At 46.1% G+C, this 15,939-nt stretch carries 13 protein-coding genes; all 13 read right to left on the minus strand.

All coding sequences use genetic code 11. The annotated features are described in order from the left end of the window. Positions 1 to 10: 10 nt before the first annotated feature. Complete coding sequence (gene mutS, locus BLU03_RS00335) at positions 11 to 2,548, minus strand: DNA mismatch repair protein MutS (protein WP_076570468.1); 2,538 nt, start codon at positions 2,546 to 2,548, stop codon at positions 11 to 13. Positions 2,549 to 2,736: 188 nt separating this feature from the next. After that, a complete protein-coding gene (locus BLU03_RS00340) occupies positions 2,737 to 3,156 on the minus strand; it encodes a RicAFT regulatory complex protein RicA family protein (RefSeq protein WP_008587765.1) in 420 nt (139 codons plus the stop codon). Continuing rightward, complete coding sequence (gene miaB / locus BLU03_RS00345) at positions 3,156 to 4,712, minus strand: tRNA (N6-isopentenyl adenosine(37)-C2)-methylthiotransferase MiaB (RefSeq protein ID WP_076570466.1); 1,557 nt, start codon at positions 4,710 to 4,712, stop codon at positions 3,156 to 3,158. The genes BLU03_RS00340 and miaB overlap by 1 nt, the downstream gene beginning before the upstream one ends. Positions 4,713 to 4,963: 251 nt before the next feature. Further along, on the minus strand, positions 4,964 to 5,761 hold the full coding sequence (locus tag BLU03_RS00350) for a TIGR00282 family metallophosphoesterase (RefSeq protein ID WP_093104821.1): 798 nt from the start codon (positions 5,759 to 5,761) through the stop codon (positions 4,964 to 4,966). 70 nt (positions 5,762 to 5,831) lie between these two features. Beyond that, positions 5,832 to 7,394, minus strand: coding sequence for a ribonuclease Y (gene rny, locus BLU03_RS00355; protein ID WP_093104824.1), 1,563 nt, complete (start codon positions 7,392 to 7,394; stop codon positions 5,832 to 5,834). A 182-nt stretch (positions 7,395 to 7,576) separates the two neighbouring features. Then, entirely contained in the window at positions 7,577 to 8,629 is a 1,053-nt protein-coding gene (gene recA, locus BLU03_RS00360; RefSeq protein ID WP_008587773.1) for a recombinase RecA, read from the minus strand. A gap of 157 nt (positions 8,630 to 8,786) precedes the next feature. Continuing rightward, positions 8,787 to 10,040 carry a competence/damage-inducible protein A gene (locus tag BLU03_RS00365; protein WP_093104827.1) on the minus strand — a complete coding sequence of 418 codons (1,254 nt, stop codon included), beginning with the start codon at positions 10,038 to 10,040 and terminating at the stop codon, positions 8,787 to 8,789. Then, positions 10,037 to 10,615, minus strand: a complete 579-nt coding sequence (gene pgsA / locus BLU03_RS00370) for a CDP-diacylglycerol--glycerol-3-phosphate 3-phosphatidyltransferase (RefSeq protein WP_008587777.1) — start codon at positions 10,613 to 10,615, stop codon at positions 10,037 to 10,039. Before pgsA ends, BLU03_RS00365 begins: the two co-directional genes overlap by 4 nt. 116 nt (positions 10,616 to 10,731) lie before the next feature. Next, positions 10,732 to 11,625, minus strand: a complete 894-nt coding sequence (locus BLU03_RS00375) for a helix-turn-helix domain-containing protein (protein WP_093104829.1) — start codon at positions 11,623 to 11,625, stop codon at positions 10,732 to 10,734. A 15-nt stretch (positions 11,626 to 11,640) separates the two neighbouring features. Beyond that, positions 11,641 to 12,444, minus strand: a complete 804-nt coding sequence (locus BLU03_RS00380) for a DUF3388 domain-containing protein (protein WP_008587782.1) — start codon at positions 12,442 to 12,444, stop codon at positions 11,641 to 11,643. Between the two features lie 161 nt (positions 12,445 to 12,605). Beyond that, positions 12,606 to 13,301 carry an elongation factor P 5-aminopentanone reductase gene (ymfI, locus tag BLU03_RS00385; protein WP_093104832.1) on the minus strand — a complete coding sequence of 232 codons (696 nt, stop codon included), beginning with the start codon at positions 13,299 to 13,301 and terminating at the stop codon, positions 12,606 to 12,608. Then, positions 13,298 to 14,584, minus strand: coding sequence for an EF-P 5-aminopentanol modification-associated protein YfmH (gene yfmH, locus BLU03_RS00390; RefSeq protein WP_076570453.1), 1,287 nt, complete (start codon positions 14,582 to 14,584; stop codon positions 13,298 to 13,300). Before yfmH ends, ymfI begins: the two co-directional genes overlap by 4 nt. A 1-nt stretch (position 14,585) precedes the next feature. Further along, positions 14,586 to 15,869 carry an EF-P 5-aminopentanol modification-associated protein YfmF gene (gene yfmF / locus BLU03_RS00395; RefSeq protein ID WP_093104834.1) on the minus strand — a complete coding sequence of 428 codons (1,284 nt, stop codon included), beginning with the start codon at positions 15,867 to 15,869 and terminating at the stop codon, positions 14,586 to 14,588. Positions 15,870 to 15,939 lie beyond the last annotated feature (70 nt).

Below are 15,939 nucleotides of genomic sequence, written 5' to 3' on the forward strand. Positions count from 1 at the left end.
TATCCCCCCTTCATTTCACCATTTTTTGCAGTCTGTACAAGGCGTTCATCGCTTCCATAGGCGTCATTTCCATCAGTTCCAAGCTGGAAAGTTCTTTTTTCACTTCGCTATCCCCTTCATCCTCCTGTTTCCGGGGTGTCTCAGGTTCAGGGTGAAATAAAGACAGCTGGGTCTCTTTTGTATCATGACTTTCAAATTCCTCCAGAAGCCGCTCCGCTCTTGTTATCACTTCCGACGGGAGCTCAGCCAGTTCCGCCACGTGGATTCCATAACTTTTATCCGCTGCCCCTTCTTTCACCTGATGGAGAAAAACCACTTTCCCGTCCACCTCTTCCGCACGGACGTGTACGTTCTTCAGGGAACCGAGCTCGGATTCAAGTGTGGTCAGTTCATGGTAATGAGTTGAAAAAAGCGTTTTCGCTTTAATATTTTCATGGATATATTCGACAATCGACTGCGCCAGCGCCATACCATCGTACGTACTTGTTCCGCGCCCGATTTCATCAAACAGGATCATACTCCTGTTCGTAGCATGAGTGATGGCGTTATTAGCCTCCAGCATTTCCACCATGAATGTACTCTGACCGGAAATAAGGTCATCCGCTGCTCCAATTCTTGTAAATATCTGATCGAAAACAGGCAGTACTGCTTCTTCACAGGGCACGAAGGAACCGATTTGCGCCATGACGGATGTGAGCGCCATTTGTCTCATGTAAGTACTTTTCCCGGACATGTTAGGGCCGGTAATAAGAAAGATATTCGTGGACTCATCCATATAAATATCATTGGGTACGAACTCGTCCTCCATCACTTTTTCAACTACCGGGTGACGGCTATTGACAAGATGCACGGTCCGTTTTGAAGAAAAAGAGGGTCTCTCATACCCGTTCATTTCAGCTGCGTAACTGAATCCCTGCAGCACATCCAGTTCACTGATGTCTTTTGCCAATTGCTGAATCTTGTTAACATAATCTTTTACCAGTTCCCTTATCTCCAGAAACAGCTCATACTCAAGCTCAATACTTTTCTCTTCCGCCTGTAAAATAGTCGTTTCCTTTTCTTTCAATTCCGGAGTTATAAATCTTTCTGCGTTCGCGAGCGTCTGCTTCCTTTCGTACCGTTCAGGTACGTGTGTAAGATTAGCGCGGGTCACTTCTATAAAATAGCCGAATACTTTATTATATTTGATTTTCAAAGACCTGATCCCCGTCAGCTCTTTTTCTCTTTTCTCTAAATCTGCAATCCATTTCTTCCCGTTAATCTGGGCATCCCGATATTCATCCAGACTTTCGGAATATCCGCTCTTAATAATGTTCCCTTCACGGATAGTCAGTTTCGCATCCTCATGAACGCTGTTTTCAAGAAGCTGTGCAAGTTCCTCCATAGGATCCATTCGTTGAACAAACGTTTGAATAACTGACACTTCAAGGGTTGAGAGCGATGAAAGTATGGATGGGACTTTTTGTAAAGAACGCTTAAGCTGAAGCATATCTTTCGCGTTAATATTACCAAAAGCGACTCTTCCTGCCAGACGCTCCAGGTCATAAACAGAAGTCAGGTCTTCCCGGAAGGCATCCCTGTATAAGAAATTATCCATGAAACCCTGAACGATTTCCTGACGTTTCTGAATAAGTGATTCGTCAAGAAGAGGACGGTCAATCCATTTTTTCAAAAGCCTGGCTCCCATAGCTGTCACAGTGGAATCGATGACTGAAAGCAGACTTCCTTTCTTTCCTTTCTTCATCAGTGTTTCTGTCAGTTCAAGATTTCTTTTGGAATACATATCCAGCCTCATGTAATCTTTTGTTTCAATGTACTGGACGGGCTGCAGGTGACTCATCGCCCTTTTCTGGGTACGATTGATGTAATTGTATAATCTTCCGAACACGGGGGTGAGTTCTTCACTCAGATTTCTGACAAGATGATGAGAATCCTCCGGGATATGTGTCTCCTCTTCGAAAGAGACGGTACAGTCCAGTTTTTCCCGCGCTTCTTTCTGTACATTTTCGGGAATTTCCCGGCTCATTACAATTTCTTTTACCGGCTGATGATACAGTTCGCCGATCAGAGAATGGGAATCTCTTCCGATATAAGAAGCGCTGGTCTCTCCCGTAGTAAGATCTGCATAACTTAACCCGAAGGAATGATCTTCGAGCAGGGAAACCGCTGCTAAAAAGTTGTTTTCTTTCTCTTCAAGCATCGAGCCTTCCATGACTGTGCCTGGTGTAATGAGTTGGACTACCTCCCGTTTGACTACGCCTTTCGCCTGTTTCGGATCTTCCACCTGTTCGCATACGGCAATTTTGTGCCCTTTTTCCACGAGCTGTTTAATGTAATTTTCCGAAGAATGATATGGGACGCCGCACATTGGTATTTTATCACCGCCTCCGTCTCTTGCGGTAAGGGTGATTTCGAGTTCCTGAGCTGCCTTCAAAGCATCATCAAAAAACATTTCATAGAAATCTCCCAGTCTGAAGAACAGAAAAGAGTCTTTGTAATCAGCTTTTATTTTTAAATATTGTTGCATCATCGGGGTGTATGTAGACATATATCTTCCTCCAGCACGTACTTATATTCGATCTAATTATAGCATAGTTGTCATTTCCTTTAAAAAGGTCATTGTTTCGTATCCATCAGATATTTACAGTTTTTATTTTTATACTTTGGAGTTGCTACTAAGTAATTTTATGAAACAACCACAAAAAAAGAAGTCCCGATTAAAGGACTTCTTTCTCTTTAACATCCGCCGCTTGCCTGCTTGGAGCCGGTCTCTCCGCTAAGGATATTCCCTCCGGTGGACTTGATCACTTCGTTCGTAACTTCTCTTGAGATGGTACGTGAAATCATTTGCAGCAGGTCATTCACTACTACCTGGGAATGCTTGAATTCCGCGACGACCGGAATTTCATCCAGTTCATCCTGAAGCCTGTCAATTTCTTTTTCCACTTTCTCAAGAGCTTCCGTTTTTCCGTAAGCCTGGAAATTCACCGCCTGCTTCTGAAGAGCTTTGATTTTCTTGATATACAGCTGTACTTTATCGTTTTCGTTAAGTTTCGCTTCCAGCTGCTTGAAGCGGTCGATCTCCTCCAGTTCGGAAATCATCTTCGCCAAATCTTTCGCTTCCCCGAGCACCTGTTCTCTAGTATATTCTGCCATTATTCTTTCACTCCTACTGTTGTCTCTGCCATTTCGCCATCCAGAGACCAAGTTTTTGCTTTCGTGATCCTTACGGGTACAATGTTTCCAATAGCGGACTCAGGACCTATAAAGTTAACGAGCTTATTCCTTTTCGTGTAGCCTGCGAGAACGTCCGGGTTATTTTTACTTTCCCCTTCAACGAGGACGTGAACTATTTCATTTTCGTACGTTTCCATCGTTTCTCTGGCCTGTTTATTGATAAGAGCATTCAGACGCTGAAGACGCTCTTTTTTCTCTTCCATAGAAACTTTATCGCGCATTTTAGCTGCAGGCGTGTTCTCTCTCGGTGAAAAGATGAACGTGTAAGCCGCTTCAAAGCCTACTTCTTCCACAAGGGAAAGAGTTTCCTGGAACTGTTCTTCCGTTTCGTTCGGAAAGCCTACGATAATGTCCGTCGTCAGTGTGGCATCTGGCATGGCCGCCCGGATCTTCCGTACGAGTTCCATGTAGTCTTCGCGGGAATATTTTCTTCCCATTATCTTCAGAACGTCACTGCTTCCGGACTGGACAGGCAGGTGGATATGATCCAGCATGTTGCCTCCCTTGGCCAATACCTCAATGAGACGGTCGTCGAAGTCCCTCGGGTGGGAGGTCGTGAATCTGACTCTCGGTATATCGATTTTGTGAAGGTCATCCATCAGATCTCCGAGCCCATAATCCAGATCGAGATCTTTCCCGTAGGCGTTGACGTTCTGTCCGAGCAGCGTCACTTCCTTATACCCCTGGGCTGCGAGATGCCGCACCTCCTGGATGATATCTTCGGGGAGGCGGCTTCTTTCTTTGCCGCGTGTATAAGGGACGATGCAATATGTACAGAATTTGTCGCATCCATACATTACGTTAACCCAGGCTTTAATTTTACCTTTTCTGGAACGGGGGAGGTTTTCGATAATATCCCCTTCTTTGGACCATACATCTATGACCATTTCCTTGCTGAACATCGCTTCCTTCAACAACTCAGGTATTTTGTGAATGTTATGGGTACCGAAAATCATATCGATGAATGGGTGTTTCTGTAAAATACGGTTAACAACCCCTTCTTCCTGTGCCATACAGCCGCACACACCGAGGATAAGATCGGGATTCTCACGCTTCAGCGATTTCAAGTGACCGATTTCGCCGAAAACTTTGTTCTCTGCATTTTCACGGATCGCACACGTATTCAGAAGAATGATGTCCGCTTCCTCCGCCTGTTTCGTCGGTTCATATCCCATCGTCTCAAAAATTCCCGCCATGACTTCGGTGTCGTGTTCGTTCATCTGGCATCCGTAAGTACGAATTAAATACTTCCGGTCTTCCCCGACTCCCTCCATTTCCTCAGGAATCGTGAAATCATAATGAACATCAACATCTTTTTTGCGTCGGCGCTGGGCGTCCCTCATGTTCGGGGGCTGGTATGTCGTTTCGAAATATTTCATGAATTCATCCGTGCTTTTATCTTTAATCCGCTCAAGATTGTTTTTCGGATCTTTCTGTCGAACCTGATCCATCTCTTTTCTTTGTTGTTCGTTCATAATTATCCCCTTTCCACCGTGCAAATCAACTACATAATTATAACAGGTTTTTCAAGATATGATAAGCGACTATAATTAGATGGTGCAAAAAGCGACAGAAATACAAAAGGAACTGGATCTTCGCCTCGAAAACAGCCCGGGTGGAAATGAACGGACACTACACCTTTTTCTTCAGGTACGGCACGATTGTAACATCCACTGCAAAAGCTGCTTTCTTCCATCGTGAGGGAATAATTTTAATTATTCAAGTTTCAACTGAAGAACGGGTGATCATCATTTATCATAATACGTCTGATCTTTTTAGCTTTCCCAGTTTTTTCGTCCACGTCCACGACGACCCCACTGAGCTGCGTCCGTCCGTCCTTAGGTACTTCGAATCTCACCGGAAGCTGTGTCAGAAACCGTTTCATTACAGCCTCTCTTTCCATTCCGAGAATACCGTCATAAGGTCCCGTCATTCCGACATCCGAAATGTAAGCGGTTCCTTGAGGAAGAATGCGTTCATCTGCCGTCTGTACGTGGGTATGGGTTCCTACGTTAACGCTTACTCTTCCGTCTACATACCAGCCCATAGCCTGCTTTTCACTGGTAGCTTCCGCATGAAAATCGAGGAATATGATATTCGTTCTTTTTTTCGCTTCGTTAATCAGTTCATCTATTTTCCGGAAAGGATCATCCAGAGGAGCCATGAACGTACGAGCCTGGAGGTTGATCACCGCAACTTCCGCATGAGGCGTTTTGATGAATGCCAGTCCTTTCCCGGGAGTACCTTCGGGCATGTTGGCAGGTCTCACCAGATAATCAGCGTCATCTATAAATTCAAAAATCTCCTTTTTATCCCAGGCATGGTTTCCCAGTGTGACTGCCTGAGCTCCCTTCTCAAGGAAACGTCTGTAGATCTTTTCATTGATCCCTTTACCGGATGCTGCATTCTCCCCGTTTATCACGGTCATTGTAGGCTGATATTTCTGCTTAAGTTTCGGCAAATATGTATCTATCATCTCCCGGCCCGGAGAACCTACAACATCTCCTATAAACATTATTCTCATCTTCCCACTCCTATCTTCCAAGTTTAAGGTTAAACATAAAGAAAAGCGGCAAGAGCCGCTTTTCCCAGGTTTATTTTGCATACTCTACTGAGCGTGTCTCCCGAATCACGGTGACTTTGATATGCCCAGGGTAATTCAGTTCATCTTCTATACGGCCACGAATATTTCTGGCCAGTTTCGTTGCCTCTAAATCATCAATTTCATCAGGGCTTACCATGATTCTGATTTCACGACCGGCCTGAATTGCAAAAGATTTTTCTACACCATCATATGATTCCGAAATTTCTTCCAGTCTTTCCAATCGTTTAACGTAGTTTTCCAGAGTCTCGCTTCTTGCTCCGGGTCTTGCGGCAGACAATGCATCTGCAGCCGCTACCAGTACCGAGATGATCGAAGTAGGTTCTTCATCTCCATGGTGTGAAGCGATAGCATTGATCACTGTGTCGTTTTCCTTATATTTCACTGCGAGTTCCTTACCGATTTCCACGTGACTTCCTTCCACTTCATGGTCGATCGCTTTACCGATGTCATGAAGAAGACCGGCACGTTTCGCAAGCGTCACGTCTTCACCGAGCTCGGCAGCCATAAGGCCGGATAAATGCGCCACTTCCGTCGAGTGTTTCAAAACATTCTGACCGTAACTGGTACGATACTTCAGACGTCCGAGAACTTTAACCAGGTCCGGATGAAGACCGTGGACACCTACTTCAAAGGTTGTCTCTTCACCGATTTCCCGAATGTAGTCGTCTATTTCTCTTCTCGATTTCTCGACCATTTCCTCGATACGGGCCGGATGGATACGACCATCCTGTACGAGTTTTTCAAGAGAAATACGTGCAATTTCACGGCGTACCGGATCGAACCCTGAAAGAATAACCGCTTCCGGTGTATCGTCTATAATCAGATCGATTCCTGTAAGGGTCTCCAGTGTCCGGATATTCCTTCCTTCTCTCCCGATGATTCTGCCTTTCATTTCATCGTTAGGAAGATTTACGACAGATACCGTAGTTTCAGCTACATGATCGGCAGCACAGCGCTGCATAGCCAGGGAAAGAATGTTTTTCGCCTTCTTATCGGCCTCTTCTTTCGCCTTATTCTCAGCTTCCTTAACCATGAGCGAAGTTTCGTGGGAAAGATCATTTTCCACACGATCCAGGATTACCTGTTTTGCCTGATCCGCAGTCAGACCCGATATACGTTCAAGCTCCGACTGCTGTTTCTCCACGAGCTGATGCATATCCTTTTCTTCCTGTTCCAGCTGTGTCTGTCTCTCACCCAGCATATCCTCTTTCTTCTCTACAGAAAGTTCACGCTGATCGAGAGTGACACTCTTACGGTCCAGGTTCTCTTCTTTCTGGTTCAAACGATTTTCAAACTTTTGCAGTTCCGTACGCCGTTCCCTTATCTCATTTTCCGCTTCCTGACGAAACGCCTGATTCTCTTCTTTCGCTTCCAGAAGAGCCTCTTTTTTAGCTGATTCTGCATTCCTTCGACCTTCTTCAACAATTTGCTTCGCAAGACCCTCTGCGCTCGAAATCTTCGCTTCGGCAATCGACTTCCGGACGAAATAACCTGCAGCCAATCCGATGATCAGGGCAAGCAAGATGAAGATGATCGTGGATACAATACCCATAGTTTCACCTCCTCGTGCTTCTAGAGCCCATTATTAGTTTTAACCATCATTACTTTTTTGTCTGTTTCGTATCGAAATCATAAGTAACATAAATGGAATGATACACGTCTATTTTATGCCTGCCTATAAAGGATGTCAAGATAGTACAATAAAAGCAGGACTCTGTGGAGTCCTGCTTTGTATTAAACGTCCAGTGATTCCTGATCTTCCTCGGAGGATTTCTCCTCTTTTTCAGGCGCACTGTTCTCTTCGTCCATGCCATAGTGCTCACGGATCAGACGTTTCAGCTCACTGTAAACTTCCGCGTTCTCTTTCAGATACTGCTTCGCATTTTCGCGGCCCTGTCCCAGACGATCACCGTTATAAGAGTACCAGGAACCGCTCTTATTGATGAGATCGAGTTCCGTAGCTATATCCACGAGCTCTCCTTCACGGGAAATACCTTCCCCGTACATGATATCCACTTCCGCTTTACGGAAAGGAGGAGCCACTTTGTTTTTGACCACTTTAATTCTCGTTTTATTACCTATCATATCGTTCCCCTGTTTCAGCGTTTCCGCCCGGCGTACTTCCAGACGTACGGAGGAATAGAACTTAAGGGCACGACCGCCCGGTGTCGTTTCCGGACTTCCGAACATTACACCCACTTTTTCACGGATCTGGTTAATGAAAACAGCTGTCGTGTTCGATTTACTGATAGCTCCCGAAAGTTTACGAAGGGCCTGGGACATGAGTCGCGCCTGGAGTCCCACGTGTGCATCTCCCATTTCACCTTCGATTTCCGCTTTCGGTACCAGTGCTGCTACCGAGTCGACTACAATCATATCTACTGCACCGCTGCGTACCAGTGCCTCCGCAATTTCAAGTGCCTGTTCCCCGGTATCAGGCTGGGAGAGGAGCAGCTCTTCAACGTCTACTCCAAGAGCTTTGGCGTACGTAGGATCGAGAGCATGCTCGGCATCGATGAAAGCCGCCTGCCCTCCTGCAGCCTGAGCCTCTGCGATAGCGTGCAGAGCCACGGTGGTTTTACCGGAAGATTCCGGTCCGTAAATTTCCACGATTCTTCCGCGCGGGTATCCGCCCACTCCGAGAGCGACATCCAGAGCGAGTGATCCACTCGGAACGGTACTTATACGGCGACCGGCCTGATCCCCCATTTTCATAATCGATCCTTTACCGAACTGCTTCTCTATCTGTCTTAACGCCGAATCTAAGGCTTGTTTGCGTTCACTCATCAAATTCCCCTTTCCTCTTTTCTATACCCATCATAACTCTTTTCAGTCTGTTTGCCAACTAAAACGCGAATAAATGTTCCCGTTTTTTTAAGACAAAAACATATAGAAAACGAGGAAATCTGAAGGAGAAAATCCTGTTTCTATATGTTTTTCGTTCTTAAACCCCATTATTCAATGTGTGGAATAAAAGTTGATATGCTTTTTTTACTGCTTTGTTCTGTACCTGCTCCCTTGATCCCTGGAGATGTATAAAACGGTGCCACGCTCTGTCTTCCCCTATTTTCACGCCTATATAAACGCTTCCGGGATCCTGGTTTTCACTCTTGGAGGGGCCGGCCACTCCCGTAAAACTTATGCCCACGTTGGAGTTGAAAATATGCTGCGCCCTTTCGGCCATAGCTTCTGCGCATTCGGCACTGATCGTTCCGTAACGGTTCGTCACGTAAGGAGAAACGCCGAGGGCTTTTTCTTTCGCTTCTTTGGTGTAGGAGACCATTCCTCCTGTACAGACTCCAGAGGCCCCAGGGAGACTGATCATCTGATTGATGAACTGCCCCCCTGTTAAACTCTCAGCAGCCGATATTGTCCATCCACGTTCCTTCAGGAGTTCAAACACTTTCTGTTCGATAGTGATGTCATCACTGCCGTAGTAGTAGTCCCCGACTATTTCGAGAATACGCTCCCTTTCTTTTGCAAGGAGGTCATCCGCTTCTTCTAATGAAGCTCCGGAGGCCGTCAGACGGACACCCACTTCCCCGAGGGAAGCCAGCGGGGCGATAGTAGGGTTGGTCTGATTACTGATACGTTCCGAAAGAAGGTCTTCAAGAGCCGATTCCCCTATCCCGATGAACCTGAGCATTTCGGATTTGATTTCTGTACTCAGCACGTATCTCTCCCTGAGATATGGGAATACACCATCTCTCATCAGCTGCTTCATCTCTACCGGAACGCCGGGGAGAAAGACCCACACTCTGCCTTCGTGTTCCACAATCTGCCCGGGAGCCATCCCCTCTTCATTAGTAAGTATATGCGCCTGTTCAAATACCTGAGCCTGTTTATAATTATTCGATGTCATCGATTGACGATTTTTCTTATAAAAGTTCTCTATTTTTTCTTTTGCTGTCTCATCCGTCCGAAATGGCTGGCGAAAAAGAGTGTTTACCGCTTCTTTCGTAAGATCATCTTCGGTAGGACCGAGTCCTCCGGTCACTATGATGAGATTAGAACGATCATGGGCCGTACGGAAAAGAGCAGCCAGCCGGTCCTGATTATCTCCGGCGGCCGTATGATAATACACTGATATTCCGTGAAAGGCCAGCTGCTCGGAGATCCACTGCGCATTAGTATTTGCAATCTGACCGAGAAGCAGTTCTGTTCCCACACCTATTATTTCCGATTTCCACTGTGTCATTTGGAATCCCTCATTACATGCCAGTTTTTCTTAAAGTAATCATATCCTGAGTAAGCCGTAATAATCATAGCCAGGTATAGGGCGATGATACCGAGAGGAAGCCCGACGAACGCAAAGGGAAAATTGTGCAGAAGCATCAAAGATACTGCTACAATCTGAATCCACGTTTTCAGCTTGCCCATCTGACTTGCAGCAAGAACCGAACCTTCCCCGGCAGCGACCAGACGGAGACCCGTTACTGCGAATTCCCGGCTGATGATTATAATAACGATCCAGGCAGGTGCAATTCCTGCTTCCACGAGAACTATGAGAGCCGCACTCACCAGCAGTTTGTCGGCGAGAGGGTCAAGAAATTTCCCGAGATTGGTTACGAGATTATATTTACGGGCTATGTAACCGTCCACCCAGTCCGTGGTGGAAGCGATTATAAATAAGATCGCCCCCAGAAGATGGGATACCGGCAGTTCTCTTTCTCCCATATCGAATGATCCCCAGCCGAACGGGACGGAAACCAGAATAATGAAAATCGGGATCATTAAAATACGGGCTAACGTAATTTTATTGGGCAAATTCATACAAATACTCCTTTTCTGCCCAGTACGAGTACACGCCACCGGACAGTAAAATTTTATAAATACCGTTCGTGTCACCTACTAACAAGAAGCTGCCCTGTAAGGGGACAGCTTCTCATTCAGTTGAAGTTGATAAGCAGCTTCTGTGTGGATACCTCAGCAGGGAATTCAAGCTGTTCCCCGTCCACTGTAACTTTGGTTACGGCAGCGTTTCCGGTTTTCAGATATAGCTGATCTTTCCCCGATACGTCAATCTCGAGCGGACTTTCCTCTTCACTGTAAGGAATAGGATCGATAAGACCCTCCCCGTCCTCGGAAGCAGCGGCTTCCAGATAAGCAGTTCCCGAGAGTTCCACTTTCACCTTTTTATCCGAAGCGCCCTTCACGTTGTACGTGTGCTCCGGAAAGTCCCCGCTTCCTTCCTGCTCCAGCTCAACTTCAGCCGTCGGCTCGCCGGTATCTTCTCCGGAGGAGCCATTTTCCGAGTCACCGGAAGCTTCCGATGCTTCGTCATCCGAGGCCTTTTTATCGTCCTGCTTCCCGTTTTTATCTTCGGAAATGACAACTTCATCCTGCGGACCCTCATCGGCAGGGTTCGTTTCATCAGTAGTTGTGATCTGCTGAGTAAAGAAATAAACGATAAAAGCTATCAGAACTACCAGCACCCCGGTTATAACTGCCGGAAGAATTCTGGAGGTGCTGCGGGAACTCCCGCTCCCCGCAGCTGCACGTACCTCTGTTTTTTTGGATCGCGGATAAACAGCGGCACTTCTCTCATCCACGGCGGGCAATTCATTCTCATGCTCATTCATTACCTCTTCCGGGTCGAGACCGACAGCAGAGGCGTACTCCCGAATGAAAGCCCGCGTATAAAATTTTCCCGGAAGAAATTCGAAATTATTTTCTTCCATGGCCTGTAAATATTTCTGCTGAATCTTTGTGGAAGATTCAATTTCTTCCTGGGAGAGGCCCTTTGCCTGCCGGGCTTCCTTCAACCTTGAACCAAGTTCCATTCTTTTCACCAACCTTTAAAAATCAAACATATTGAAACCGTCACCGAAATCCCCGAATCCGTGCTGCTTCTGTTTTTCTGCCGTTTCATAGGTGATTTCCTGATCTTCATGACTCCTCAACTCGATAATATAATCGAAGTCATCCATCTTATATTCCGTCTCCTGCACGAATATGTCCGGATGCTCAATCACTTTCATAGCCGGGAGCCTCATGATTTCGCGCACCAGCTGCCAGTGTTCTTCATCAGCACTCCTTGCGGAAACCATCCCGTCAATAATGTACACATTCTCCGGATTGAACTCTTCTTTAATCAACTTGTTGCGCACGGTCTGTTTCAGCAGCGTGCTGGAGAGAAACAGCCATCTTTTATTCGCACTGACACTCGCAGCTACGATCGATTCTGTTTTACCCACTCTCGGCATCCCGCGGATTCCAACCATTTTGTGACCTTCTTTCATAAACAGTTCAGCCATAAAGTCGACAAGAAGCCCGAGATCTTTCCGGACGAACCGGAATGTTTTACGGTCGTCTATATCGCTATGTATATATCTTCCGTGACGAACCGCCAGCCGATCCCTTAATTTGGGTTTTCTCAGTTTTGTTACTTCTATCGTATCCATCGTATGTAATATCGATCGCAACCGGCTGATCTGCACTTCATCTTTACACAAAAGAAGCATGCCCCGATGCGAATTTTCCACTCCGTTAATGGTTATGATATTGATGGACATCATGCCGAGTAGTGAAGCAATGTCTCCCAGAAGACCAGGCCGGTTGTATTGAATCTGATATTCGAGATACCATTCCTGTTTTTCCATAATTAGAAGCTCCTCACTGTGCCGGATAATGAGACGGCTTGGACTCACTTACTATCATATATGATTTTCCCCCAATAGGAAAGAATATATGCCACAAAAATGGCAGGAACCAACCGGGGGTTTCTGCCATTTTTCACTATTAAAGATCATGCAAATCGCCATTATTTCCATCCGCCCGAGACATTGAGGATTTCTCCCGTTATATAGGAAGCCTTCTCTCCGAGTAAAAAAGAGGCGGCCGATGCAACTTCTTCCGCCCGCCCCTGCCTTCCGAGCGGAATCTCCTCCTCGATTTCCAGAACGTCCTCGTCACGGAGCAGATGGTTCATTTTTGTATCGATCATCCCGGGAGCGATACCGTTCACCCGGACACCACTCGGACCGACTTCTTTGGCTAACGCGTTGATAAAAGCCCGCTGGGCGCCTTTCACCGAGCTGTAAAGCACTTCCGTACTCGCACCCGTCTCTCCCCAGATCGACGTAATAACGAGGATATTCCCCTGCTTATCCGTTATCATGGAAGGAAGTACGTGTCTCGTAATCTGCCACATCGATTTCACATGTACATGGTGGAGATAATCCATCATTTCCTCTTCGCTGTCCTGAAACAGTCCCTGCAAAGAAATGCCCGCGGCAAACACGACCGCATCCCAGTCCCGCGAAAGACCGGAAAGAAAACTGTCGATCCCCTCCGATGAGGACAGGTCACCCTGGACAGAACAGCTTTCGTCAGGCAAAACAAAATCAGGAGGGGTGGAGTTATAGTGGACGCCGAGAGACCATCCTTCATCGAGAAGTTCCTTACAGATGGCCTTCCCTATGTCCCCGCTTCCTCCGATAACCAGACACTTGTTCATTCCTTTGGTTTCACCTGGAACGTAGTCATCTGACTTTCCTGGATCCAGTTTTCAATAAACTCTTCCATATCCTCTTTTTTCAGTGACTCGATTTCAGGTAATACATTGAACAGGTTCACACCGAGCATGTGGTAATGAGTGTACTGATTCGCGATGAATTCCAGAGAGTTAAGTGCTCTCATGAATTCCCCGATTTTTTTTCGCTTCATTTTCTCGAAATCTTCCGCGCTGATTTTTTCTTCCTTTATGGAAAGCAGCATCTTTTTCAATCTCTTGAGAAAAGCATCAGGCTTGCGGGAGTCCCCTCCAAGAATGGTGAAACCGAATTCTCTTTCCCATTCCGTTTCAAAATGAAAACTGTCATCCACCAGGCCGCTCTGGTACAGCTCATCATAAAATTTCCCGCTCGTGGAAAAATAATGGTCGAGCAGCATATCCGACAGCAGTTCGTTATGCAATATCTCTTCCCCGGACAGACCGTCCACCTGTTCTTTCAGACCTACGTAGGCTTTCGGAGTCGAAACAGCCATTTCAATAGCCTCTTCCGATTTGAACGCGGAGACTGGCTCCCGTGGGAATCTCCGGTTGATTTCGGGTGCTTCCGGAAACTCTTTCCGCTGCTGATTTTCGCGGATGAAATCCATCATCTGTTCAGGTTCGAAATTGCCCGCGATAAACAACACCATGTTCGAAGGATGATAGAACGTTTCATAACAAGTGTACAGATCATCTTTTGTAATGTGCTGGATCGAATCCACTGTACCTGCAATATCGATTTTCACCGGATGCTTATGATACAGACTTCCTATCGTCCCGAAAAATCCTCTCCAGTCAGGCTGGTCATCGTACATGCGGATTTCCTGACTGATGATCCCTTTTTCTTTTTCGACAGACTGTTCGGAAAAATAAGGATCCTGGACAAAATCGACTAACGTTCTGACATTCTCATAGACGTGAGAGGTGGCAGAGAATAAATAGGCGGTTTTCGTGAACGACGTGAACGCGTTCGCCGAAGCCCCGAGTTTCGTAAAATCCTGAAAAACGTCCCTGTCCTCTTTTTCAAACAGCTTATGCTCGAGAAAGTGGGCAATCCCCTCCGGCACGGTTACTTCTTTATCTTCGCCCAGTGGAGTGAACGTCTGATCGATCGACCCGTAGTCCGTAGTGAATATCCCGTATGTTTTCACCATTTCGGGTTTCGACAGTAGAAAAACCTGAAGTCCGTTATCCATTTTTTCTTCGTGTATCGTCTCATTGATCTGATGGAATTCCTGCGTTTTCATTTTAGGCGTCCCCTTTCTCTAAGCTGGTCAGGAAATATACAGTGTCGAGCTCTATCTTCTTCGCAATCCGCACAACATCTTCACGGCTCACTTTTTCCAGACGTTCAAAAAGTTCAGATGCTTCAATCTGTCTGCCACTCAACTGCTGATGGTAAAGAATCTCGATAAGTCCATACGGATGCTCCATCGTTTCTTTAAGCTGGTGAATGATCTGCTGTTTGGCTTCTTCAACATCCTCATTAGTAAAGTCGCCATCTTCTATAGCCTTTTTCTGATCAAGAATGATCGTTTTCGCCTGATCGTAGTCAGCCGGATCGATGCCGCTGAATACGAACATAAGGCCTTTATGACTTTCAAATCTGGAAGCCGCGTAATATGCCAGGCTATGTTTTTCGCGAACGTTCATAAATAATTTCGAACTTGGAAATCCGCCAAATATTCCGTTGAACACCTGAAGTGCATAATAATCTTCTTCTCCAAAGAAGGTGTGGGTACGGAAGCCGATATGGAGTTTCCCCTGACTCATTTCTTCTCTTTCTATGATTTCGCGTGGCTCCTCTACCTGCATATCGCTTACAGTAGTTGCAGGCGCCGGTTCAGCAGCGTGACGTACGAAATACTCATTAAATAAAGGGATCATTTCTTCCTGTGAGACATCTCCTGTAATGTACACGTCCAGCTCGTCTTTCTGCAGCATATTTTTATAGTAGGAATAAAGTTCTTCATTCGTCAAAGGTTCCAGATCTTCCAGATGGCCCTGCGCATGTACCCCGTAGGCTTCATCCTCACACATATGATCGAGGAGACGGGTGTTGGCGTAACTCATCTTATCGTCTTTTATGGAACGGATTCTTTGAGCAAGCGTCTCTTTCTCCCGCTTGAATACGGAAGCCGAAAACCCTTCCCCTTCCGATTTCGGATGGAAAAGAACGTCATTCAGGATGTGTAATGCTTTCTTAAGGATGGAGTCTTCGTCTTTCAAGTAACGGTCATTCACAACTTCCATGCGGAACGTAATTACGTGATTTTCCCCTTTTTTCGAGGCGTCTGCACTTAAAGCGGTGCCGTATAAATCCTCCAGAGCCCCCTGAAGTTTACGGGCGGAAGGAAAATTTTCCGTAGCTTTCTCCATAATGCTCGGTAACAGAGCCCGCCTGGTAATCGTTTCTTTCTCAAGAGGAGCTTTCCACTTCACTACGATGGAAACTGTCTTATATTTATTAGTGGGAAGTACGTGCAGGCGGTATCCCTGCTGTTCTTCTGTGTATTGTTTGGCTGTCTTCATTTTCTTCCTCCTATACAACAACGGTAAGTTATTTCTCCCTATCCTATGCTAAATGATGATTATCCAAAAG

Source organism: Salimicrobium album (assembly GCF_900107115.1).
Taxonomy (GTDB): domain Bacteria; phylum Bacillota; class Bacilli; order Bacillales; family Halobacillaceae; genus Salimicrobium; species Salimicrobium album.